Source organism: Roseovarius salis (assembly GCF_044472985.1).
GTDB classification, from domain to species: Bacteria; Pseudomonadota; Alphaproteobacteria; order Rhodobacterales; family Rhodobacteraceae; genus Roseovarius; species Roseovarius salis.
In genome coordinates this window covers 1-21,024 of record NZ_JBISDG010000040.1, presented here as the reverse complement: position 1 = coordinate 21,024, position 21,024 = coordinate 1, and the positions used below count along the sequence as shown (strand labels likewise).

Annotated in this window: 22 protein-coding genes; 10 read left to right on the top strand and 12 right to left on the bottom strand. The window is 66.9% G+C overall.

What is annotated here, in order from left to right; translation table 11 throughout:
• The first annotated feature begins 117 nt into the window (after positions 1-117).
• Positions 118-849: an SDR family oxidoreductase gene (locus ACH13J_RS14865; RefSeq protein WP_397544135.1), complete on the top strand. Its 732-nt coding sequence runs from the start codon at positions 118-120 to the stop codon at positions 847-849.
• Between the two features lie 6 nt (positions 850-855).
• Here the strand turns inward: ACH13J_RS14865 and yihA are convergent, their stop codons facing one another.
• The 6 genes from yihA to ACH13J_RS14835 all read right to left on the bottom strand — a co-directional run bounded on the left by yihA (position 856) and on the right by ACH13J_RS14835 (position 6,497).
• Entirely contained in the window at positions 856-1,506 is a 651-nt protein-coding gene (yihA, locus tag ACH13J_RS14860; protein ID WP_397544134.1) for a ribosome biogenesis GTP-binding protein YihA/YsxC, read from the bottom strand.
• A complete protein-coding gene (locus ACH13J_RS14855) occupies positions 1,506-2,249 on the bottom strand; it encodes an MOSC domain-containing protein (RefSeq protein ID WP_397544133.1) in 744 nt (247 codons plus the stop codon). Before ACH13J_RS14855 ends, yihA begins: the two co-directional genes overlap by 1 nt.
• Complete coding sequence (gene yidC, locus ACH13J_RS14850) at positions 2,249-4,090, bottom strand: membrane protein insertase YidC (protein WP_397544132.1); 1,842 nt, start codon at positions 4,088-4,090, stop codon at positions 2,249-2,251. The genes ACH13J_RS14855 and yidC overlap by 1 nt, the downstream gene beginning before the upstream one ends.
• A 63-nt stretch (positions 4,091-4,153) precedes the next feature.
• Positions 4,154-4,891 carry a diguanylate cyclase domain-containing protein gene (locus ACH13J_RS14845; RefSeq protein ID WP_397544131.1) on the bottom strand — a complete coding sequence of 246 codons (738 nt, stop codon included), beginning with the start codon at positions 4,889-4,891 and terminating at the stop codon, positions 4,154-4,156.
• A 54-nt stretch (positions 4,892-4,945) separates the two neighbouring features.
• Complete coding sequence (ttcA, locus tag ACH13J_RS14840; RefSeq protein WP_397544130.1) at positions 4,946-5,815, bottom strand: tRNA 2-thiocytidine(32) synthetase TtcA; 870 nt, start codon at positions 5,813-5,815, stop codon at positions 4,946-4,948.
• 73 nt (positions 5,816-5,888) lie between these two features.
• Entirely contained in the window at positions 5,889-6,497 is a 609-nt protein-coding gene (locus ACH13J_RS14835) for a redoxin domain-containing protein (protein ID WP_397544129.1), read from the bottom strand.
• Between the two features lie 22 nt (positions 6,498-6,519).
• On the opposite strand from ACH13J_RS14835, the gene argH reads away from it, so the two are divergent.
• From argH to ACH13J_RS14810, 5 genes are all read left to right on the top strand, one after another.
• A complete protein-coding gene (argH, locus tag ACH13J_RS14830) occupies positions 6,520-7,908 on the top strand; it encodes an argininosuccinate lyase (protein ID WP_397544128.1) in 1,389 nt (462 codons plus the stop codon).
• Positions 7,908-8,087 (top strand): argininosuccinate lyase, encoded by a 180-nt coding sequence (locus ACH13J_RS14825; protein ID WP_397544127.1) that lies wholly within the window; start codon positions 7,908-7,910, stop codon positions 8,085-8,087. The genes argH and ACH13J_RS14825 overlap by 1 nt, the downstream gene beginning before the upstream one ends.
• Positions 8,084-8,389: a DUF2834 domain-containing protein gene (locus ACH13J_RS14820; protein ID WP_397544126.1), complete on the top strand. Its 306-nt coding sequence runs from the start codon at positions 8,084-8,086 to the stop codon at positions 8,387-8,389. Before ACH13J_RS14825 ends, ACH13J_RS14820 begins: the two co-directional genes overlap by 4 nt.
• 80 nt (positions 8,390-8,469) lie before the next feature.
• On the top strand, positions 8,470-9,735 hold the full coding sequence (gene lysA, locus ACH13J_RS14815) for a diaminopimelate decarboxylase (protein WP_397544125.1): 1,266 nt from the start codon (positions 8,470-8,472) through the stop codon (positions 9,733-9,735).
• 39 nt (positions 9,736-9,774) lie between these two features.
• Positions 9,775-12,366, top strand: a complete 2,592-nt coding sequence (locus tag ACH13J_RS14810; RefSeq protein WP_397544124.1) for a TIGR02302 family protein — start codon at positions 9,775-9,777, stop codon at positions 12,364-12,366.
• Between the two features lie 14 nt (positions 12,367-12,380).
• Here the strand turns inward: ACH13J_RS14810 and ACH13J_RS14805 are convergent, their stop codons facing one another.
• Positions 12,381-13,262, bottom strand: a complete 882-nt coding sequence (locus ACH13J_RS14805) for an EamA family transporter (protein WP_397544123.1) — start codon at positions 13,260-13,262, stop codon at positions 12,381-12,383.
• Between the two features lie 58 nt (positions 13,263-13,320).
• The gene (locus ACH13J_RS14800; RefSeq protein WP_397544122.1) at positions 13,321-14,139 is read right to left on the bottom strand and encodes a zinc-ribbon domain-containing protein; all 819 of its coding nucleotides are present in this window, start codon (positions 14,137-14,139) and stop codon (positions 13,321-13,323) included.
• A 170-nt stretch (positions 14,140-14,309) separates the two neighbouring features.
• Between ACH13J_RS14800 and ACH13J_RS14795 the strand changes: the two genes are divergently transcribed.
• The 4 genes from ACH13J_RS14795 to ACH13J_RS14780 all read left to right on the top strand — a co-directional run bounded on the left by ACH13J_RS14795 (position 14,310) and on the right by ACH13J_RS14780 (position 18,014).
• Positions 14,310-14,987: an ATP-binding cassette domain-containing protein gene (locus ACH13J_RS14795; protein ID WP_397544121.1), complete on the top strand. Its 678-nt coding sequence runs from the start codon at positions 14,310-14,312 to the stop codon at positions 14,985-14,987.
• Entirely contained in the window at positions 14,987-15,889 is a 903-nt protein-coding gene (locus ACH13J_RS14790; RefSeq protein WP_397544120.1) for an FtsX-like permease family protein, read from the top strand. Before ACH13J_RS14795 ends, ACH13J_RS14790 begins: the two co-directional genes overlap by 1 nt.
• Positions 15,886-16,626, top strand: a complete 741-nt coding sequence (locus tag ACH13J_RS14785) for a 1-acyl-sn-glycerol-3-phosphate acyltransferase (RefSeq protein ID WP_397544119.1) — start codon at positions 15,886-15,888, stop codon at positions 16,624-16,626. Before ACH13J_RS14790 ends, ACH13J_RS14785 begins: the two co-directional genes overlap by 4 nt.
• Positions 16,627-16,772: 146 nt before the next feature.
• Positions 16,773-18,014, top strand: coding sequence for a glycosyltransferase (locus ACH13J_RS14780; protein WP_397544118.1), 1,242 nt, complete (start codon positions 16,773-16,775; stop codon positions 18,012-18,014).
• Positions 18,015-18,025: 11 nt separating this feature from the next.
• On the opposite strand, the gene lpdA is transcribed toward ACH13J_RS14780, so the two are convergent.
• The 4 genes from lpdA to odhB all read right to left on the bottom strand — a co-directional run.
• On the bottom strand, positions 18,026-19,420 hold the full coding sequence (gene lpdA / locus ACH13J_RS14775) for a dihydrolipoyl dehydrogenase (RefSeq protein ID WP_397544117.1): 1,395 nt from the start codon (positions 19,418-19,420) through the stop codon (positions 18,026-18,028).
• Between the two features lie 106 nt (positions 19,421-19,526).
• Complete coding sequence (locus tag ACH13J_RS14770; RefSeq protein ID WP_397544116.1) at positions 19,527-19,937, bottom strand: MAPEG family protein; 411 nt, start codon at positions 19,935-19,937, stop codon at positions 19,527-19,529.
• The gene (locus tag ACH13J_RS14765) at positions 19,934-20,167 is read right to left on the bottom strand and encodes a hypothetical protein (protein ID WP_397544115.1); all 234 of its coding nucleotides are present in this window, start codon (positions 20,165-20,167) and stop codon (positions 19,934-19,936) included. Before ACH13J_RS14765 ends, ACH13J_RS14770 begins: the two co-directional genes overlap by 4 nt.
• Positions 20,168-20,271: 104 nt before the next feature.
• A partial coding sequence (odhB, locus tag ACH13J_RS14760; RefSeq protein ID WP_397544114.1) for a 2-oxoglutarate dehydrogenase complex dihydrolipoyllysine-residue succinyltransferase occupies positions 20,272-21,024 on the bottom strand: 753 nt, incomplete at its 5' end.

Here is a 21,024-nt window from a genome sequence, read left to right as displayed (position 1 = left end):
GTCCCGGGCGCGAATTCGACGTTCGTGTTACAATTTGCGCCGGGTCCTGCCAAGTCCCGTTGCGGCGTGGCCGGTATGCACTAGGGTCCGGGGCAGCCAATCAGAGGGAGAGCCGCCATGGCCGGCACGCCGACCTTGTTATTGACCGGGGCCAGCAGGGGCATCGGGCACGCCACCGTGCGCCGTTTCAACGATGCGGGCTGGCGCGTCATCACCTGTTCCCGCCATCCCTTTCCCAAGGAATGCCCATGGGGCGGCGGCGAAGAGAACCACGTGCAGATCGACCTGTCAGACCCAAACGACGTGATCGCCAAGGTAGAGGTGATCCGCGAGCGTCTGGACGGGCGGCTCGATGCCCTCGTGAACAACGCCGGCATCTCTCCCAAGGCCGAGGATGGCGGGCGGCTCGATACCCTCAACACCGACCTGCGGACATGGGGCCACGTGTTCCACGTCAATTTCTTCGCACCGGTGGTGCTGGCGCGCAGCCTCAAGGACGAACTTGCGCGCGCGCAGGGCGCGGTCGTCAATGTAACCTCCATCGCCGGCAGCCGGGTGCACCCCTTTGCCGGGGCTGCCTACGCGACCTCCAAGGCGGCCCTGGCCGCGCTGACGCGCGAGATGGCGCATGATTTCGGTCCGATGGGCGTGCGCGTCAACGCGATCGCGCCCGGCGAGATCCGCACCGACATCCTGTCGCCGGGCACCGAGGAACTGGCCGAGGCCATCCCGCTGCGCCGCATGGGCGAGCCGGCAGAGGTGGCCGACACCATTTTCTTTCTCTGTTCGGGCGCAGCCGGCTACATCTCGGGCACCGAGATCGAGATCAACGGCGCACAGCACGTCTAGCGCCGCTCACGACAGCCCGGCAATGGTGGCGCGCAGTGTTGCGATTCCCGCGCCTTTTTCGCTGGACGTGACGATCAGTTCGGGAAACGCCGCCGGGTGCCCGGACAACCTGCCGCGCACTTGTGCCAGCACGCGGTTGCGCTCGGCGTCCTTGACCTTGTCCGCCTTGGTCAGGACACACTGAAAGGTCACCGCGGCAGCATCGAGCAGGGCCATGATCTCCTCGTCCACTGGCTTGATGCCGTGCCGCGCGTCGATCAGGACAAAGGCACGCCGCAGCGTTGCCCGCCCCGAGAGGTACTGTTTCAGTAATGCCTGCCATGCCTCTACCTTGGCCAGCGGGGCGTTGGCATAGCCATAGCCCGGGAGATCGACGAGGTAATGACTGTCGCCAAGGGCGAAATAGTTGATTTCCTGCGTTCGGCCCGGCGTGTTCGACGCCCGCGCCAGCGCCTTGCGCCCGGTCAGGGCATTGATCAGGGTGGATTTCCCGACATTGGAACGGCCGGCAAAGCACACCTCGGGGCGGTCGGCCGTCGGCAGGCCGGACATCGCCACGACGCCCTTGACGAAATCCACCGGGCCGGCAAAGAGCTTGCGGCCCGTTTCTGACGCCGCATCGTCAGGTTCCGGCGCGATCGGGAAGGACAGCGACATCAGGCGACGTTCACCGGGTCGCCCACGGCGACGTCACCGGTTTTCGTGACCTCGGCATAGACCCCGAAATCCTGATGGTCCCAGTTGTCCTGAAGGAGGCCGAGGGTATCCGTGTCGCGTTGACCGGTCCGAGGAGAGGCCGCCGTATGCGTGCAGCGCAGGATCCGTTCCCGAACGGTCAACTCGGCGCCCCCGATGGCGAGCGTGTGATCCAGCCAGTCGAATTCTTCCCACGGGTCGAATCCGTCGAGCCAGATATTGCCGCGCCAGCGTTCGCGTTCGAGCGACCGGCCGAGACGACCTTCGACCGCCCTGTGAGACGCCGCGTTCATGATGGAGATCGAGGGATAGTCGCTGTCGGTGAAACCGCGCTGCGCGCCCCGTATCACGCGCGCAGGCCGTGGCCTGTTCCGGGGCACCAGGGCGTCGGCCCACTCCACGAGACGCGCGCCCTCGGTGTCCGGGTTCACCGACAGGTCGGGCAGGTCCGGATGCGAGAGGTGAACGATGCCGGTCGCCTCGTCCAGCCGCGCATCGATGCCGGCCAGCCGGGGCACCGTGGTGCCAATGGAGAAATTTCCGCAGCGCACCCACTGCGACCCGTCGGCGCCAGAGCGTTCGTGCGCCACCGCCCATCTGCGGTCCCAGGGGAATGTCTGCCCCTCGGTCAGCGTCACCCGCTCCAGCTTTTCGCGCCCGTGGCTTTTGACGGGGTAGCGCCAGAGGGCGGCAACGAGGCCCATCAACTGTCCTCCGCCCCGGATTTCTTCTTGAAGCTGGACTTGATGTTGCCGAAAACGTCGGGCTTGTAGCCTTGGCTTCGCATGATCAGGTACTGCTGGAGGAATGTGATGACGTTGTTGGTGATCCAGTAGAGCACGAGGCCGCTGGCGAAACTGCCCAGCATGAACATGAACACCCAAGGCATCCAGGCGAATATCATCTGCTGGGTCGGGTCGGTCGGCGCCGGGTTCAGCTTCTGCTGCAGCCACATCGACACGCCCAGCAGGATCGGCATGATGCCGATGAAGATGAGCGCAAGCAGCGAGCCGGGCTCCGGCGCGGCCCATGGCAGCAGGCCGAACAGGTTGTATATCGAGGACGGGTCGGGCGCCGAGAGGTCCCTGATCCAGCCGATCCAGGGCGCGTGGCGCAGCTCCAGCGTGACGAATATCACCTTGTAGAGCGAGAAGAATATCGGGATTTGCAGGAGGATCGGCAGACAGCCCGAGGCCGGGTTCACCTTTTCCTTCTTGTAGAGCGCCATCATTTCCTGTTGGAGCTTCTGGCGGTCGTCCCCGGCGCGCTGCTTGATCTCCTCCATCTGCGGCTGGAGTTCCTTCATCTTGGCCATCGAGACGTAGGACTTGAAGGCAAGCGGCAGAAGTAGCGCCTTGATCAGAAGCGTCAGGCCGATGATGGCCCAGCCCATTGACCCCGCGATCCCCAAGTCGCCGAGGCTCACGTTGATCCAGTGCAGCACGGCGAAAATGGGCTTGGTCAGGAAAAAGAACCAGCCCCAGTCAATCGAGTCGAGGAACCGCGCGACGCCTTCCTCGTTCTGGTAGTTGCGGATCGTTTCCCATTCCTTTGCGCCCGCGAACATCCGGGTAGACGCGGTCGCCGTCTCGCCCGCCCCGAGCGAGACCGTCGCGTGCTTGGCCGTGGTCTGGTAGATGTTGCGCCGCGTATCCTGGAAGGTGGACAGCTTCACGCCCTCCCCCGCACCCGGTATCAGCGCGGTCATCCAGTAGTGATCGGTGAAACCGGTCCACGCGTTCTCGGCGACGCCGATGGTCTCGTAGTCGGTGGCCGGCTCGAAATCGTCGTAATCCGTCTCGGTCAGCTCGCCGTCCACCATGCGGATGGCGCCCTCGTGGAGAATGAAGAAGTTCTTGAGGTTCTCCGGCATGCCGTGCCGCGCCAGGATGCCGTAGGGCGCCAGCGTACGCGTCGCGTCGCCGGTGTTCTCGACCGTCTGCGTGATCGTGAACATCAGCTTTTCGTCGATGCTGATATCCCGGCGGAAAGTGAGACCTGTATCGTTCTGCCACACCAGCGTGACGGGCGTGTCGGGTGTCAGCTTGTCATTGCCCTCCACCTGCCAGAGCGTGTTCGCGCCGGGAACCTCGTCGGGCGTCAGCCCGTCACCCGGCGCCCAGCCGAACAAGGCGTAATAGGGTGCATCGCTGCCCACCGGGGACAGCAGCGTGACGATGTCGCTGTCGGGCGACAGTTCTTCGCGGTATCCCTTCAGGGACAGCTGGTCGACACGCCCGCCCTTGAGCGACAAGGACCCTTCGAGCTTGGGGGTGTCGATGGCGATGCGGGGGGCCTTGTCCGGTTCGGCCTCCGCCGTCGCGGCGGACGTTCCCGCGCCATCGGTCGTGTCGGATGCGGTCGGGGTGGTCGCGATATCGCCAGCGTCCGTGCCGGGGGCGGTCGTCTGCTGGCCGGTTTCGGTTGCGGTCGTTCCCCGGCTCTCCTGCGGCGGCTCCGGCGGCGGGAACAGCACGAACCACAACATGATCACAAGGAAACTCAGCGCTGTCGCGAGAATGAGGTTCTTGTTCTGGTCGTCCATGTCCGGCGGCCACCTGTCCTGATCAGAAGTCTGGTGGCGTTCAACAGAGTGATGGCCCAAAGGTCAAGGAGAATCCGGCAGTGGCCGGCCCTGCCCGATCGTCGGGCAGCGCCGCCGTGATGGGCCTTCATCCGTGACGTCGGCAATGTCGGCGCTGGCCCGCATGGCCAGCTGGGGGCCGGTTTCCCGCCGGTTCGGGCTGGATACGGCGATGCCATGTCTCACCGACATCCCGGCACCGCCCCCCGGCGCCGGAACCGAGGCCGCCGCGACACCCGCGATGCGTGTTGCCATCTCCCGCACGGACCGGGGGGCGTTGACGGCGGCGACCGCGATGCCGAATCGTCCTCCGCCAAGGTAGAACACACTGTCATCCCGTCGCAGGTTGGCGCGTAGCCGCCGCGCCACGCTGTCAATCACCGGCTGCAAGGAGCCGCCGCCATGTCGGTCGAGCAGGGCCGCGTAATTGCCGAGTTCCAGCATGATGCAGGCGGTCCTGCCACCGCTGCGCCGGGCCGCGACGAGTGCATTGTCGAGCGCAGCCTCCAGTGACCCGCGATCACCTCGCCCCCGCATTGCCACGGGCACGATCGCCGACCGGATCGCCCCGCTGTGCAGAAGGGTGACAGCGGCCAGCATGCCGGGCCCCGCGACGGCGGCGACGAACAGCCACGCCCCGCCCCCGGCCAGGAATGCTGTCAACAGCATTGCCGGAAGGAGCGACAGGGCCGACGGCCCCGTGACCAGACGCGAGAGCCGTTCGCCCAGGTCGAAAATCCATGTCCGGATGCGGCGCGGCATGGTCCCCCGTTTTTGCAAGAGGGAGCATGTTAGGAAGCGCCGCTCAATATCCTGTTAACGCAGCTCCGGGGGCGTGTCGGCAGATGCCTCGGTGCGGGGCGCCGTACGTTCCAGACCGGCGAAATCGAACAGCGCCGGGTCGAGCAGGTGCGAGGGCCGCGCGTTCATCAGCGCGCGGAACATGACCTGTCGCCGGCCGGGGCTGTTGGCCTCCCAGCCGTCGAGGATCTGCTTGACCTGCTGGCGTTGCAGCCCGTCCTGCGAGCCGCAGAGATCGCAGGGGATGATCGGGTAGTTCATCGCGCGGGCGAACCGGTCGCAATCCGCCTCGGCCACGAAGGCGAGCGGGCGGTAGACGAAGAGATCGCCTTCCTCGTTCACCAGCTTGGGCGGCATGGTGGCCAGCCGCCCGCCGTGAAAAAGGTTCATGAAGAATGTCTCGAGGATGTCGTCGCGGTGGTGGCCCAGCACGACCGCCGAACACCCCTCTTCCCGCGCGATGCGATAAAGATGGCCGCGCCGCAGCCGCGAGCACAGCGCGCAATAGGTCCGTCCCTGCGGCACCTTGTCGGTGACGACGGAATAGGTGTCCTGATACTCGATCCGGTGGGGCACGCCCATCCGTTCGAGGAACTCCGGCAGAACGGTGGACGGGAAACCGGGCTGGCCCTGGTCGAGGTTGCAGGCCAGAAGCTCGACCGGCAGAAGGCCGCGCCATTTCAGTTCGTGCAGGACGGCCAGCAGCGTGTAACTGTCTTTCCCGCCCGACAGGCAGACAAGCCATTTCGCACCCGCTTCGGCCATGCCGAACTGCTCCAACGCCTCGCGTGTCTGGCGCAGGATGCGTTTGCGCAGCTTGCGGAACTCCGTGGTCCGCGGGGCCCCCTCGAAGAGCGGGTGAATGTCATCGGCATTATCGAACATGACCGGGGCTTAGCCGGTCAGGCGCTTTCGGGCAATCGGTAAACGGAGCCGATCCCCGCGCGCGGCGCGGGGATCAGCCCTTTGCGCCGCCGGCGATGAGAGTGGTCAGGATCGCCTTGGCGCTGTCTGAGTTCCAGTGCGCATCGCCCTGCAAGCGTGCGATTTCCAGGCCCGACCTGTCCAGAATGACCGTGATGGGCAAACCGAGAACGCCCATTTCACGCGCGATCTGCTGCTTGGGGTCGCGGTGGAGCGGCAGGTTGTCGACGCCGATCTCGTCGAAGAACGTCTTCATCGCCGGCGGCGGGTTGCGGCCCGTGGCGATTGTCACCACTTCGAAATCCTTGCCGCCCAGTTCGGTCTGAAGTTCCGACAGCATTGGCATTTCCTCGCGGCAGGGCGCGCACCACGTGGCCCAGAAATTCACTACCGTGATCTTGCCGCGGTAATCGGCCAGCGTGCCGCTGCCCCCGCCATCGGTTTCGAACGGGCTGGAGGAGACGGGCTTGGGCGTTCCGTGCACCACCAGTTTCTGCATATCGCCCTCGCGCAATGCCTCGATCCCCGAGGTGTCGAGGGTTGACGGCGCCCCCTCGTTCGACGGCAGCACGATGAAAGCCAGCGCCGCGATTGCACCGGCGCCGAGGGCCATATAAAGCACTGTGGAGAGTTTCAGGCGCATTCATCCTCCCGGAAGGGCTATCATGACCGACACGACCTCGAACCGGATGTGGGGCGGCCGTTTCGCCGCCGGACCCGATGCGATCATGGAGGCAATAAATGCCTCGATCGGGTTCGACAAGCGTCTGGCGGCGCAAGACATTGCCGGATCGCGGGCCCATGCCGCGATGCTGGCGGCCACGGGCATCGTAAGTAATAGGGATGCCGAGGCGATGAGGGAAGGGCTGCTCACGGTCTTGTCAGAGATCGAGGCGGGCGAGTTCGACTTTTCCCCGGCGCTCGAGGACATCCACATGAACGTCGAGGCGCGGCTGAAGGAAGTGATCGGGGCCCCCGCCGGGCGGTTGCACACGGGCCGCAGCCGCAATGACCAGGTGGCGACCGATTTCCGCCTCTGGGTGCGTGACCAGCTGGACGCGGCGGCGGGCGGGCTGGAGGCGCTGATGCGCGCCTGCCTCGCGCAGGCCGAGGCCGGGGCTGACTGGGTGATGCCGGGCTTCACCCACCTGCAGGTGGCCCAGCCGGTGACATGGGGCCATCACATGATGGCCTATGTCGAGATGTTCGGGCGCGATCTCGGGCGCATGCGCGACGCGCGGGCACGCATGAACGAGTGCCCCCTCGGGGCGGCGGCGCTGGCCGGCACCTCCTTTCCGATCGACCGCGACATGACGGCGCGGGAGTTGGGCTTCGACCGGCCTTGTGCGAATTCGCTGGACGCCGTCAGTGACCGCGATTTCGCACTCGAGTTCCTGGGCGCCGCCTCGATCTGCGCCATGCATCTGAGCCGCTTTGCCGAGGAGCTGGTGATCTGGTCGTCGGCGCAGTTCCGTTTCGTCGCGCTTTCGGACCGGTTCTCGACCGGCTCGTCGATCATGCCGCAAAAGCGCAACCCCGATGCGGCAGAGCTGATCCGGGCCAAGCTGGGCCGCATATTCGGCGCCAACGTGGCGCTGATGACGGTGATGAAGGGGCTGGCGCTGGCCTATTCGAAGGACATGCAGGAGGACAAGGAACAGGTCTTCGACGCAGCCGACAACCTCATGCTCAGCCTCGCGGCGATGGAGGGCATGGTGCGCGACATGGCGCCCGATCGCGCCGCGCTGGAGTCGGCGGCGGGGGCGGGGTTCTCGACGGCCACGGACCTTGCAGACTGGCTCGTGCGGGTGCTCGACCGGCCGTTCCGGGAGGCACACCACGTCACGGGGCGCCTCGTGGCGATGGCCGAGGAGCGCGGCTGTGACCTGCCCGAGCTGAGCCTCGCGGACATGCAGGATGTGGACTCCGAGATCACGGAGGATATCTTCAACGTGTTGGGCGTGCACAATTCGGTGGCATCCCGCACGAGCTATGGCGGCACCGCGCCCGACAGGGTGCGCGAACAGATCGCCCGCTGGAAGGAGGTTCTGTGATGAAACGTCTCTATGCCCTCGCGGCGCTTGCGGCGCTGGCCGGCTGCGGTGCCGATGGAGAGCCTGTCCGGCCCTCGATGAACGCCAATGTCGGGATCGGCTCTCACGGGGTGACTGGCTCGGCGGGCCTTGGCTTGACGGCCGGGGCGTTCAGCGTCGGCTTGGGGGGCGGGGCGTGAGGTGGATTTTCCTTGCGCTGGCGGTCTGGGGCGCGGTGCACCCGATGAGCTGGTTCGTCGCGTGGTTTCGCGCGAACGGTCTGGACATCGGCGGCATGGTGGACGCATGGCACGCCAATGCCGCCACCAGCGGGCTGGTCTGGGACCTGACCATCGCGGCGGTGGCGTTGACAGTGTGGGTGGTGGCCGAGAGCGCGGCACGGCGGCATTGGGCCGGTCTGCTCGCGGTGCCGGCAACCTTTCTCATCGGGGTCAGCTGTGGCCTGCCGCTCTATCTGTTCCTGAGGCGCGGCGGCGGCTGAACCGTTCCTGCAGGGGTATTTGAACCAAGAAGAAAGCCCGAACCGGCGCGAGCCCTGCCGGCGGTCACGAGGACGGCGAGATGGATCACTTTCTTTACCGCGACGGGATTCTCCATGCCGAGGACGTGCCCGTGCCCGAGATCGCCAAGGCTGTCGGCACGCCGTTCTACTGCTATTCGACCGCCACGCTGACCCGGCATTTCCGCCTGTTCGACGAGGCGTTGCACGGTCTGGACCATCTCGTGTGCTACGCGGTGAAGGCGGCCAGCAACCTTGCCATCCTGCGCACGCTGGCCGACCTCGGCGCAGGCATGGACGTGGTTTCGGGCGGGGAGTATGCCCGGGCGCGGGCGGCCGGTGTGCCCGGAGAACGGATCGTGTTTTCGGGCGTGGGCAAGACACGCGGGGAGATGCGGCAAGCGCTGGAGGGCGGCATCCGCCAGTTCAACGTGGAGAGCGAGCCGGAGATGCGCGCGCTGAGCGAGGTCGCCGCATCGCTGGGGGCCACGGCCCCGATCACGGTGCGGGTCAACCCCGACGTCGACGCCAGAACCCACGCCAAGATCGCCACCGGCAAGGCAGAGAACAAGTTCGGCATTCCCATCTCCCGCGCGCGGGAAGTCTATGCGCAGGCTGCCAGGTTGCCGGGGCTCGAGATCGTCGGAATCGACGTGCATATCGGCAGCCAGCTGACCGATCTTGAGCCCTTTCGGCTGGCCTATGGTAAAGTTGCCGACTTGACCGGGGCGCTGCGCGCCGATGGCCACGATATCCGGCGGCTCGATCTGGGCGGCGGGCTGGGCATTCCCTACACGCGCAGCAACGAGGCCCCGCCGCTGCCCACCGATTACGGCGCGGTGATCCGCGACACGGTGGGGCATCTTGGCTGCGAGATCGAGATCGAGCCGGGTAGGCTGGTGGTGGGCAACGCCGGCATACTCGTCTCCAGTGTCATCTACCACAAGGCCGGAGAGGGCCGGGATTTCCTGATCCTCGACGCCGCGATGAACGACCTCGTGCGCCCGGCGATGTACGAGGCCCATCACGATATCGTGACGGTGGAGGAGCCCTCGGCCGGGGCGGAACCGGCGCCTTACGACATCGTGGGGCCCGTTTGCGAGACTGGCGATACGTTTGCAAGGGGGCGCATGATGCCACCCGTCGCGGAAGGGGCGCTGGTGGCGTTCCGCAGCGCGGGCGCCTATGGCGCGGTCATGTCCAGCGAGTACAATACCCGGCCGCTCACGCCCGAGGTTCTGGTGCAGGACGATCAATTCGCGGTCATCAGGCGGCGCCCGACCTTTGACGAAATCCTGAATCGCGATACCATCCCTGAATGGATGTGATGCGCAAGGGCGCGTCGCGGCCCTGATCCGGACGGGAGCATGTCGACAAGACCCCCTCTACCACCTGTTCTCGAGCGGCTTCGCCTGCCGTTGGCGTTGACATGGGCGGGGCTCTTGGCGGAACGGCTGGCGCGCGCGTTCTGGCCGCTTTGGACGCTTCTGGCCGCCTGCGCGGCGGCCCTCATCCTCGGCCTGCACGAGATGGTCGCCATCGAATGGGTGTGGGGCGCGGGTATCCTTGCCGGGGCGGGCGCGCTGCTGTTCGGCCTGAAGGGCGTGCTGGACCTGCGGTGGCCGCGGCGGCAGGACGCGCTGGCACGCATGGATGCCGCGCTGCCCGGCCGCCCCTTGTCGGCGCTGTCGGACGAACAGGCCATCGGCGGGGCCGATCCCGCATCCCGGCTGTTGTGGCAGGCGCACCTCGACCGCATGGCCGAGCGCGCCGCCGCGGCCCGGGCGGTCGAGCCGGACCTGAGGCTCGCCAGGCGCGATCCCTTCGGCCTGCGCTACGTTGCCCTGACATGCTTGCTGGTGGCGTTTCTTTTCGGAACGGTGACGCGCGTGGCATCGGTCACGCAGATGGGGCCGGCGGGCGGGCCGGACCTCGCCACCGGACCGGCGTGGGAGGGGTGGATCGAGCCGCCAGCCTACACGGACCTGCCGAGCCTCTACCTCAACGACCAGACGGGCGAGATCCGCGTGCCCGAGGGCAGCCGCGTGACGGTGCGCCTTTACGGCGAGGTTGGCGCGCTTGGCGTTTCGGAGACGGTGTCGGGGCGGCCCGGCGACAGTGCCGCGACCGATCCCGAACAAGGGTTCGACGTGATCTCGGACGGCCGGCTGGAAATCGAGGGGCAGGGCGGCCGGGCCTGGTCCATCGTGGCGGTCGATGACCGGCCCCCCGAGGTGACATTGCTCGAGGACGGGGCCGAAACGACATTTGACGGGCAGATGAGCCAGCCTTTCCGCGCGTCGGACGATTACGGCGTGGTCAAGGGCACGGCGACCTTCCGGCTGGATCTCGACCGGGTGGAGCGCCGCCACGGGCTGGCGGCCGCGCCGGACCCGCGGGAGCCGATCGTGCTCGACATGCCGATGCCGATCACCGGCGACCGGGCGCAATTCACCGAGACATTGGTCGAGAACCTGTCCAAGCACCCGTGGGCACATCTTCCCGTGACGCTGGAACTGACGGTCGAGGACGCGGCGCGCAACAAGGGGCGAAGCGCGCCCGAGGTCATGGACTTGCCTGCACGTCGCTTCTTCGATCCGCTGGCCGCCTCGGTCGTGGAGCAGCGCCGAGACCTGTTGTGGGCAAAGGCGAATGCCCCGCGCGTCGCGCAGGTTCTGCGCGCCGTTTCTCACCGGCCCGAGCCGGGGCTTTTCCGGTCGGAAGCCGCGTATCTGCGCATGCGGGTGATCCTGCGGCGGCTGGAAACCCTGACGCGGCATGACGGCCTGACAGACGAGGCGCAGGCTGAGATCGCACAGGCCATGTGGGATCTGGCCATCCTGCTTGAAGACGGTGATATCGGAGACGCCCTGGAGCGCATGCGCGAGGCGCGGGAACGGTTGAGCGAGGCGATGCGCAACGGCGCCAGCGAGGAAGAGATCGCGCGCCTGATGCAGGAATTGCGCGACGCCACGCAGGACTACCTGCGCCAGAAGTCGCAGCAGGCGCGCCGCGATGCCGAACAACAGGGTGGTGACCGGCAGCTTTCGGAAAACATGCAGCGCCTGAACAGCCAGGACCTGCAGGAGATGATGGACCGCATTCAGGAACTCATGGAGCAGGGGCGCTACGCCGAGGCAGAGCAGGCGCTGCAGGAATTTCAGCAGATGATGGAAAACCTGAGGGTCACGGAGGGCCAGCAGGGTCAGCAAGGCCAGAATCCCGGACAGCAGGCAATGGAGGGGCTGGCGGAAACGCTGCGCGGCCAGCAGGGGTTGTCAGACGAGGCTTTTCGCGACCTGCAGGAGCAGTTCAATCCTGATGCCGGTTCGGGCCAGTCCCGGCAGAACGAGGGCCGCGATGGCGCACAGGGGCGCGGGCAAAGCCACCAGCAGGGACAGAACCGGGGACAGGGGCAGGGCGCGCAGCCCGGCGAACGGCCTGGCGACGGCCAGACGGCACAGGGACAGGGCTCTATCGCCGACCGGCAAGAGGCGCTGAGGCGCGAGTTGGAGCGCCAGCGCGGCAACCTGCCCGGCGCCGGTAGCGAAGCGGGCGACGCCGCGCGCGAGGCGCTGGAACGGGCCGACCGCGCGATGCGCGGCGCGGAAGAGGCGCTGCGCGGTGACGATCTGGCCGAGGCGATCGACCGCCAGGCCGAGGCGATGGAGGCGCTGCGGGATGGCATGCGCAACCTTGGCGAGGCGCTCGCCGAGAACAATCGCACGCAGGGCGGACAGGGGCAGGCGCGCGGCCAGCCCGGCGCGCAGCAATCCGATCCGTTGGGCCGGCGCACGGGACGCGGCGGAGAGGTCGGCACGCGCGACGACATGCTGCAAGGCGAGGATGTGTATCGCCGCGCGCGCGAGTTGCTGGACGAGCTGCGGCGCCGTTCGGGCGAGGGCGACCGCCCCGATGTCGAACTGGAGTATCTCGAAAGGTTGCTGGAGCGTTTCTGAGCGGCTGCCCGCGGTCAGACTGGCGTTTTCGTTTTCAGGATGGCGGGCAGAACCTGCGAGACTGCCGCAAGCAGGATCAGCCCGGCCCCCGCCGCCTGCATCATGCCGAAAGGTTCTTCGAGAAAGAGCGCGCCCGAGATCACGCCGGACAGGATCTCGGCCGTAAGCAGGAAGCTGATGACCGCCGGAGACAAACGCTGCGCGCTCCATAGCGTGAGAAACATGATCGGCATGACGTACACCGTGCCGATCGCCACCCCCGCGGCCATTCCGGGCGCCGATACCTGTCCTCGGAACACGCCGACGGGATCAAGGATGATGAAGGCAAGCCCCAGGGCCGTGGCGGCGGCGGCTGTCGCCAGCGTCAGGGTTGCGGGGCTCTGCCGTGGCCCCGTGAAGACGAGCGCCGCGCCGGCCGCCCATGCCATGCCGGAAAGCACGGCCAGCACGTCACCCGTGCCCAGGGCAATCGTTGCAACATCCCCGCCGAGCACGAGGTAAGCACCGCTGAGCGAGGCCGCCAGGGCAAAGGTCGAGTCCCAGTGCCAGCGTTGCCCCATGAATGCCCATTCAAGCAGCTTTCCCCATGCGGGGGCGAGGTAGAACAACAGGATCACACGCACCACGTCGGCCATGATCAGCGCCGCGGAATACGTTGTGACCGCGGTTCCCACGAGGATCGCGCCGGCCAGCCCCCGCGGGGAAATGGCCAGCCGCGCGCGCGTCGCGAGCATCCACACCCCGACGATCAGGGCCGCCCCCGCGCTCATCGCGACGCTGCCCCATGCCCCGCCAAGCCCGAGCGTTTCCAGAAAGAGGATCGGCGCCCACCAGATACCCCACAGGATCGCGGCGAAGAATGCCATGAAAACAGGCGTCATCGGATGGTCGGTCATCGCGGAACTCCCGGGGTGGCTGTGTTGGTCGCGTTGTGGCGATAGCGGTGCGGGCGTGTTACCCGCCGCCGGGCGGGCCGAAACGGGCGGCGACGTCGGCCACAAGCCCGTTCAGTTCCGCGCGCCACGAATTCACGGCCTCGACGTAGCGTGCCAGCGGCTCTTCCAGCGCGGGGACCGCATCGGCAATCCGTGGCGCCAGCAGGTATGCGGCCGTCGCGAGAATGGCCAGTAGAACTGCCAGCCTGAACCCGGTGCGGAACCCGCCGGGGCGGGCCGGCGCAGGTGTGGCGGCCCGGCTGCCATCCCGGGCCGACATGTCGTCGTCTTCCTCTTGCCGGGCACGGGACAGCGCCGGGTCGACCTCCTCGATATCCGGCAGCAGGTTCCGGCGCGAGACGGGGTCTATGCCCTGCGCGTCCTCGCGCGAAGCCATCTCATCGTCCGTGGACGCGGCCCCGCGCAGGCGGTCCATCCTTTCCCGCGCCTGCCGCGATCTCGTCTTGTCGTCGCCTTCGGTCAGTCCGAGGTCGGGCTGCGTCTCCAGCGCGCTGCCGCTTTCGGCGGCGCGGGCCTTGGATTCACGCTCCGCCTCCTCGCGCAGCACATTGGCCACCTCGGGGGCAAGTCTCTGCCGTCGCTCCGGGGGGGGCGTGCCGGCCTCGTCGGCCATGGAGTCGTCCGGTTCGGTCCAGTCGGCCTGTTCGGTCAATGCGGCCTCGTCCTCGGGCGCGGCGGACGGTTCCGCCGGGTGGGAGGGATGCGGTTGGAACCACGTCTCTCCGCAATTCGAACACTGAACGTCCCGCCCGGTTTCCGGGATCACCTCGTCAGGGATTTCGTACTGCGCCCCGCAATTCGGGCAAACGATCCTCATCTTGTCACCCGTCGCCTGTGTGCCCGGCCCCCGACCGTCGCCTGGATGCGTTTCGGCCAAGTCTAGGTGTAACGGGTGCATCGCGAAAGAGCAAAGCGAATCAGGGCGGTTATCGTTGCACTGACTCCGGCACTGAGGCATGAAAGACCGAGTTGGCGAAGAGGTCGGTTTTGATCGAGCTGGACAATGTGGCCTACAATTACGGTGGGGGCGAGTTGCTGAGCGAGATCGCGCTCAAGCTCCAGCCGGGGTCCTTCCATTTCCTCACCGGCCCGTCCGGTTCGGGCAAGACGACCCTTCTGAAACTCTGTTACGGGGCATTGATGCCCACGGCCGGGCACGTGCGCCTGTTCGACGAGGATTTGCGTGGAATGGACCGCGACGAGATCGCTCTGGCCCGCCGCCGTATCGGTGTGGTGCACCAGGATTGCCAGTTCCTCGATCATTTGCCCGTCTCGGAAAACATCGCGCTGCCGCTGATGGTGGCCGGGCGCGACCTGCTGGCGGAGTCTGCCAACCTCAAGGAATTGACCAGCTGGGTGGGGCTGACCGCGCGGGCCGGGGCATTGCCGCCCGAGTTGTCGGGCGGCGAGCGCCAGCGCGCGGCACTGGCGCGGGCGGTCATCATGTCGCCCGACGTCGTGCTTGCCGACGAACCCACAGGCAATATCGACTGGGACATGTCGCAGCGCCTGCTGCGCCTGCTCATCGAGCTCAACCGGATGGGCAAGACGATCATGATTGCCACGCATGACCTTGCGCTCATCCGCGCGGCCAAGACCCATGTACAGGCGCGGGTGCTGCGCATCTCCAACAGGCGGCTTCAGCTGGCGGGGGCGGATCTGTGATGGCCTCGCCCGGCGGATTCATCGGCTTCGTGGCGGGCGATTCGCAGGCCGACCGCGTCGTGCCGCCCACCGGCTTCACCGCGTCGCTCACGCTTTTCAGCGCGGGGGCGATGGCGTTTCTCGCCGTGTTTGCGCTGGCGCTGTCGCTGGCGGCCGGCCGACTGGCCGACAGGTGGGGGGCGGAACTGGCGCGCAGTTCGACCGTGCGCATCTCGGCGCCGGAGGGCGAGATGGCCGCGCAGACGGAGGCGGCGCTCAGGGTGCTTGAGACGACCAAGGGGGTCGCCTCGGCCCGGGCCCTGACCGACCAAGAGCAGCAGGCGCTGCTTGAGCCGTGGTTCGGGCCCGACCTGCCGGTGGACACCTTGCCCATCCCGCGGCTGATCCAGGTGGTCGAGAGGGCGGAGGGTTACGACGCCGAGGGCCTTCGCCTGCGTTTGGCCGCCGAGGCGCCGGGGGCCGTTCTGGACGATCATACGCGATGGCGCCGGCCGTTGGTCAGGGCGGCGGGCCGGTTGCGGATGCTCGGCTGGGCCTCGATCCTGCTGATCGGGGCAACGACGGCGGCGATGATCACCCTTGCTGCCAATGCCGCGCTGGCCGCCAACGCGCAGGTCATCGGGGTGCTGCGGCTGGTGGGAGCGCGCGACGCGTACATTTCGCGGGCCTTCGAGCGTCGTTTCACCTTGCGGGCCCTGACCGGCGCGGCCATCGGCACGGCCCTTGGCGGCCTCGCCGTGGCCTTCCTGCCCGAAGCCCAGCCCGAGGGCGGCTTCCTGACCGGCCTGGGCTTCCAGGGATGGCATTGGCTGTGGCCGGTCGTCATACCGTTTCTGGCCGCGCTCGTGGCGTTCGGCGCCACGCGGATCGCCGCCCGCAAGACGCTGCGGAACATGCCATGAGCGGGGCGGTGCAATGGGCACGCTCGCTGCTCTTTCTGGTCAGCACCTACGGGATGATGGCCGTGATGGGGCTTGCATTCTTCCCTTGGGCGGCCTTCAGCCGGCGGGGGGCTTTGTTCGCCTGTCACGCGTGGTGCCGGTGGGTGCGGTGGACGGCCGGCTGGATGGTCGGCATCCGCACCGAGGTGCGCGGCACACCGCCCCGCGACGAGGTCGTTATCGCGGCCAAGCACCAGTCCTTCCTAGACATCATCCTGATCTTCAACAGTGTTCCCGCCGCCAAGTTCATAATGAAGCGCGAGCTGATGTGGGCCCCGGTGCTTGGGCAATACGCGCTGCGGATCGGCTGCGTGCCGGTGGACCGGGGCCGCCGAAGTGCCGCGATCAAGCAGATGGTGCGCGACGTGGCGAGGGGACGGCAGGCGCCCGGCCAGCTTATCATCTACCCGCAGGGCACCCGCATTTCCCCCGGCGTCAAGGCGCCCTACAAGATCGGAACCGGTGTTCTCTACGACGAGTTGGGGCAGGACTGTGTGCCCGCCGCGACCAATGTGGGGCTGTTCTGGCCGCGCCGCGGCATCCTGCGCAAACCCGGTCTCGCGGTTGTGGAGTTCCTGCCGCGGATAGAGTCGGGCATGGAGAAAAAGGCATTCATGGCAAGGCTCGAAGAAGAGGTGGAGGACGCCTCGGAGCGGTTGATGCGCGAGGGCCGGGCCGTGAGCGACCGCGCGGATTGATACGCGCGTCAGCGCGTCGCGCCGTCGCCGGGGCGCGACAGCGGCCCAGATACGTCCTGAAGGGCACGGATCCGCCGTAAATTCGCCGAAAAGACGGGATACGTGACCGGCAGGGAGCGAGCCGAGGGAATGTGACGCGGGATCCGATGATATTCGACGCGACAAAGGGAAAGGACGGTGCATTGCTGATCTATGCGCCAGTTCCCCTCTACCGGCACGAGGGCCGTCTGTTCGTCGAGGACCAGGCCGCCATAGGCCTGCACCGCTGGCTCGACAATTTCGGCCGGATGACGGCGATGATGCCGTTGAACGAAGCCCCGCCGCCGGCGGGGTGGTCTCCGGTGAGCGTGCTCGACGATGTCGCCGACAGGCTCACGCTGCATCCGCTCCCCATGGCCTATCGCCCCGACAGGTTCTTGCGCGCGTTGCCCCGGGCGCGGCGGGATATCCGCGCTCTCATCGAGCAGCACGCGTACCTCTCCTTCGCCATCGGCGGGCTTTTCGGGGACTGGGGCGCGGTCTCCTGCCTCATGGCGCACCGGATGGGGCGGCCCTTTGCCGTCTGGACCGACCGCGTCGAATCCGAGGTCACGCGGTTGGCGGCCTCCGAGGGGCGGTTGCGGCACAGGTTGCGCGACAGGTTGACATACCGGCCCATGGCCATGCTGGAACGGGCGGTGATCCGGCGCGCGACCCTCGGGCTGTTTCACGGTCGCGAGACGTTCGACACCTACGCGCCCTTCAGCCGCGAGCCTCACGTTGTGCACGGCATTCTCGTGGACCGCGCGGATCACATCCCGCACCGGGCCCTGGAAGACAAGATCGCCGATGCGGCGGATGGGCCGCTGAGGATCGTCTATGCCGGGCGGGCGGAGCCCATGAAGGGGCCGATGGACTGGCTGGCCGTGCTGGAGGCGCTGCGCGAGAAGGGGGTCGCGTTTTCCGCCGCGTGGCTGGGCGACGGGGCCGAGCGGCCCGCGATGCAGGCGCGGGTGGCGCAGGCCGGGCTGGCTGACAGCGTGGCGCTGCCCGGCTTCCTCTCTGACCGGCAGGAGGTGCTGGAAGCGTTGCGCGAGGCGCATGTCTTCCTTTTCTGCCACCGGACGCCAGAGTCGCCGCGCAACCTGATCGAGGCGCTGTTCTCGGGCTGCCCGATCGTCGGATATGATGGCGCCTATGCCCGCGACCTGATCGGACCGAACGGTGGCGGGCACCTGGTGCCCGTCGGCGCCACTACTACTCTGGCGGGGCACGTGGCCTGTCTGGACAGCGCACGCGACAGGCTGGCCGGGCTGATCCGGGCCGCCCATGCCGACGGCGAACGCTTCGATGCCGAAAGCATCTACCGGCATCGGAGCGAGCTCATCAAGACCTACCTGCCGGGCTGAGCGCCGCTCCGTCAGCTGTGGATCGGCCCGTCGCCGCAGGCAAGCGCCGCCTCGCGCACGGCCTCGGAATAGGTCGGGTGGGCATGGCAGGTCAGCGCGACGTCCTCGGCGGCGGCGCCGAACTCCATCGCCACGCATATCTCGTGGATCAGGTCGCCGGCCATGGGGCCGATGATGTGGGCCCCGAGGATGCGGTCGGTTTCCTTGTCGGCGAGGATCTTCACGAACCCGTCGGCGGCGAAATTGGCCTTGGCGCGGCCGTTGCCCATGAAGGCGAACTTGCCCACCTTGTAGGCGCGCCCGGCGTCCTTGAGTTCTTCCTCCGTCTGGCCGACGGCGGCGACCTCGGGGTGGGTATAGATGACCGACGGGATCACGCCGTAATTGACGTGCCCTGCCTTGCCGGCGATCACCTCGGCGGCGGCCATGCCCTCGTCCTCGGCCTTGTGGGCGAGCATCGGCCCCTCGATCACGTCGCCGATGGCGTAGATGCCCTTGACGCTGGTCTGCCAGTGCTTGTCCGTCTTGATCTGGCCGCCCTTGGTCATCTCGACACCCAGCTTGTCGAGTCCCAGCCCGTCGGTGAACGGTTTGCGCCCGGTCGCGACAAGAACCACGTCAGCATCAAGCTGATGCGCGCTGTCGTCCTTGCGCAGGGTATAGTTGACCTTGGCCTTGGTCTTGAGCGTCTCAACGGATGTCACCGCCGCGCCCATGACGAAATTGAGCCCCTGTTTCTTGAGGATTTTCTGGAAATTCTTCTGCACCTCGCCATCCATGCCGGGCGTGATGTGGTCGAGGAACTCGACCACCGTCACCTCGGTTCCGAGGCGGGAATAGACGCTGCCCATCTCCAGCCCGATCACGCCGCCGCCGATCAGCACCATCTTCTTGGGGATTTTCGACAGCTCCAGCGCGCCGGTGGAGGTAACGACGGTCTTTTCGTCGATTTCCACGTCGGCGCCGGGGACGCTGGACGCCTCCGAGCCGGTGGCGACGATGATGTTCTTGGCCTCGTGCACCTCGTTACCGACCTGCACCTTGCCCGCCGCGGGGATGGTGCCCCAGCCTTTGAGCCAGTCTATCTTGTTCTTCTTGAACAGGAACTCGATGCCCTTGGTGTTCTGGCCTATGGTGTCTTCCTTGTAGGCCAGCATCTGTTTCCAGTCGACCGACGGCGCCTTGCCCTTGAGCCCCATCTTGGCGAAGTTCTCCTCGGCCTCGTGAAGCTGGTGCGTGGCGTGAAGCAGCGCCTTGGACGGGATGCAGCCGACGTTGAGGCAGGTGCCGCCCAACGTGTCGCGCCCCTCGACGCAGGCGGTCTTCAGCCCCAGCTGGGCGCAGCGTATGGCGGCCACGTAGCCGCCGGGGCCCGAGCCGATGACGATCACGTCGTAACTTGCCATTTTGGTCTCCTCGTTCGATTTTCGGCGTCGGTGTCGCGTCAGTATAACGTCGGTATTCTGCCGGTGCGATGGCCGGGATGGCCAGTCTGGATAAACTGACCGCGCATCAGAACAGCGCCACCAGCAGCATCAGCACGGTGGCAAGGAACCCCACCGCGAACAGCAGCGAACGCCACGGCACCCAGCCGTAGTAATAGGCGGGCACGTAGAGCACGCGCGCGCCGAGATAGGTAAAGGCCAGCGCGGCGGTGAACGGCGTGGATTTCCCCGACAGCGTGACCACCACGCAGGCGATGGTGAACAGGATCAGACCCTCGAAATGGTTGTTGAGCGCACGGTAAAGCCGGGCGGTGCCGCGGCTGAGCTGATCCATCAGGGGCTTGTCCAGCCGGTCGGCGTCGCGCGGCGACATCGTCTTGCGCACGCCGAGTTCCATGTTGGCGGGGATGGCCATGAGCGCGTACTGCACCACCTGAAGCAGCGCGGCGAGGGTGAGGGCAGTAAGCTCCGGGCTCATGCCGTTTCCAGCAGGTGGTGTTCGGCGGGGCCGTGGCCGAGACCTGTTTCCTTTTTCACCCATGCGCGGGCGCGATCGGCATCGTTGACATCGAACAGAGCCCAGTGCGCGCCCGTCTCCTCGCGCCAGAGCTGGAGCTGGGTGAGCCCGGCACTGGCGCGGTCCTCGGCGTGGGCGTCGTAGGTGGCGCGGTCGAAGCTGTCGTAGCGGAGGAGAAGCTGGGTGGTCATGGGGCTGTCCGAGAGGGGTGGTGTGGATAGGGGGCGTGGATGGACGGTGGGTTGGCACCCACCCTAAGCCAACAGGCGTAGGGCGGGTGAAACTCATCTTTGTCTTACAAATCCATCAACAGCCGCCGCGGGTCCTCCAGCGCGTCCTTGACGCGGACGAGGAAGGTCACGGCGCCCTTGCCGTCGACGATGCGGTGGTCGTAGCTCAGTGCAAGGTACATCATCGGTCGCGCCTTGATCTCGCCGTTCACGACCATGGGGCGCTGCTGGATCTTGTGCATGCCGAGGATGCCCGATTGCGGCGGGTTGAGGATGGGCGAGGACATCAGAGAGCCGTAGACCCCGCCGTTGGAGATGGTGAAGGTCCCGCCCTGCATCTCGGACATGGAGAGCTTGCCGTCGCGGGCGCGGGCACCTTTTTCGGCAATCGCTTTTTCGATGGCGGCGAAGCTCATGGCGTCGGCGTCGCGGATCACCGGCACGACAAGGCCGGTGGGCGTGCCGGTGGCGATGCCCATGTGCACGAAGTTCTTGTAGACGATATCGGTCCCGTCGATCTCGGCGTTGACCTCGGGAACCTCTTTCAGCGCGTGGCAGCAGGCCTTGGTGAAGAAGGACATGAAGCCGAGCTTGACGCCGTGCTTCTTCTGGAACTCGTCCTTGTGGGCGTTGCGCAGTTCCATGACCTCGGTCATGTCCACCTCGTTATAGGTGGTCAGCATCGCGGCGGTGTTCTGCGCATCCTTGAGCCGCTTGGCGATGGTTTGGCGCAGGCGGGTCATCTTGACCCGTTCCTCGCGCGCCGCGTCCTCGGCGGCGACCGGCTGGCGCGGGGCCTGCGCCGGCGCGGCGGAGGC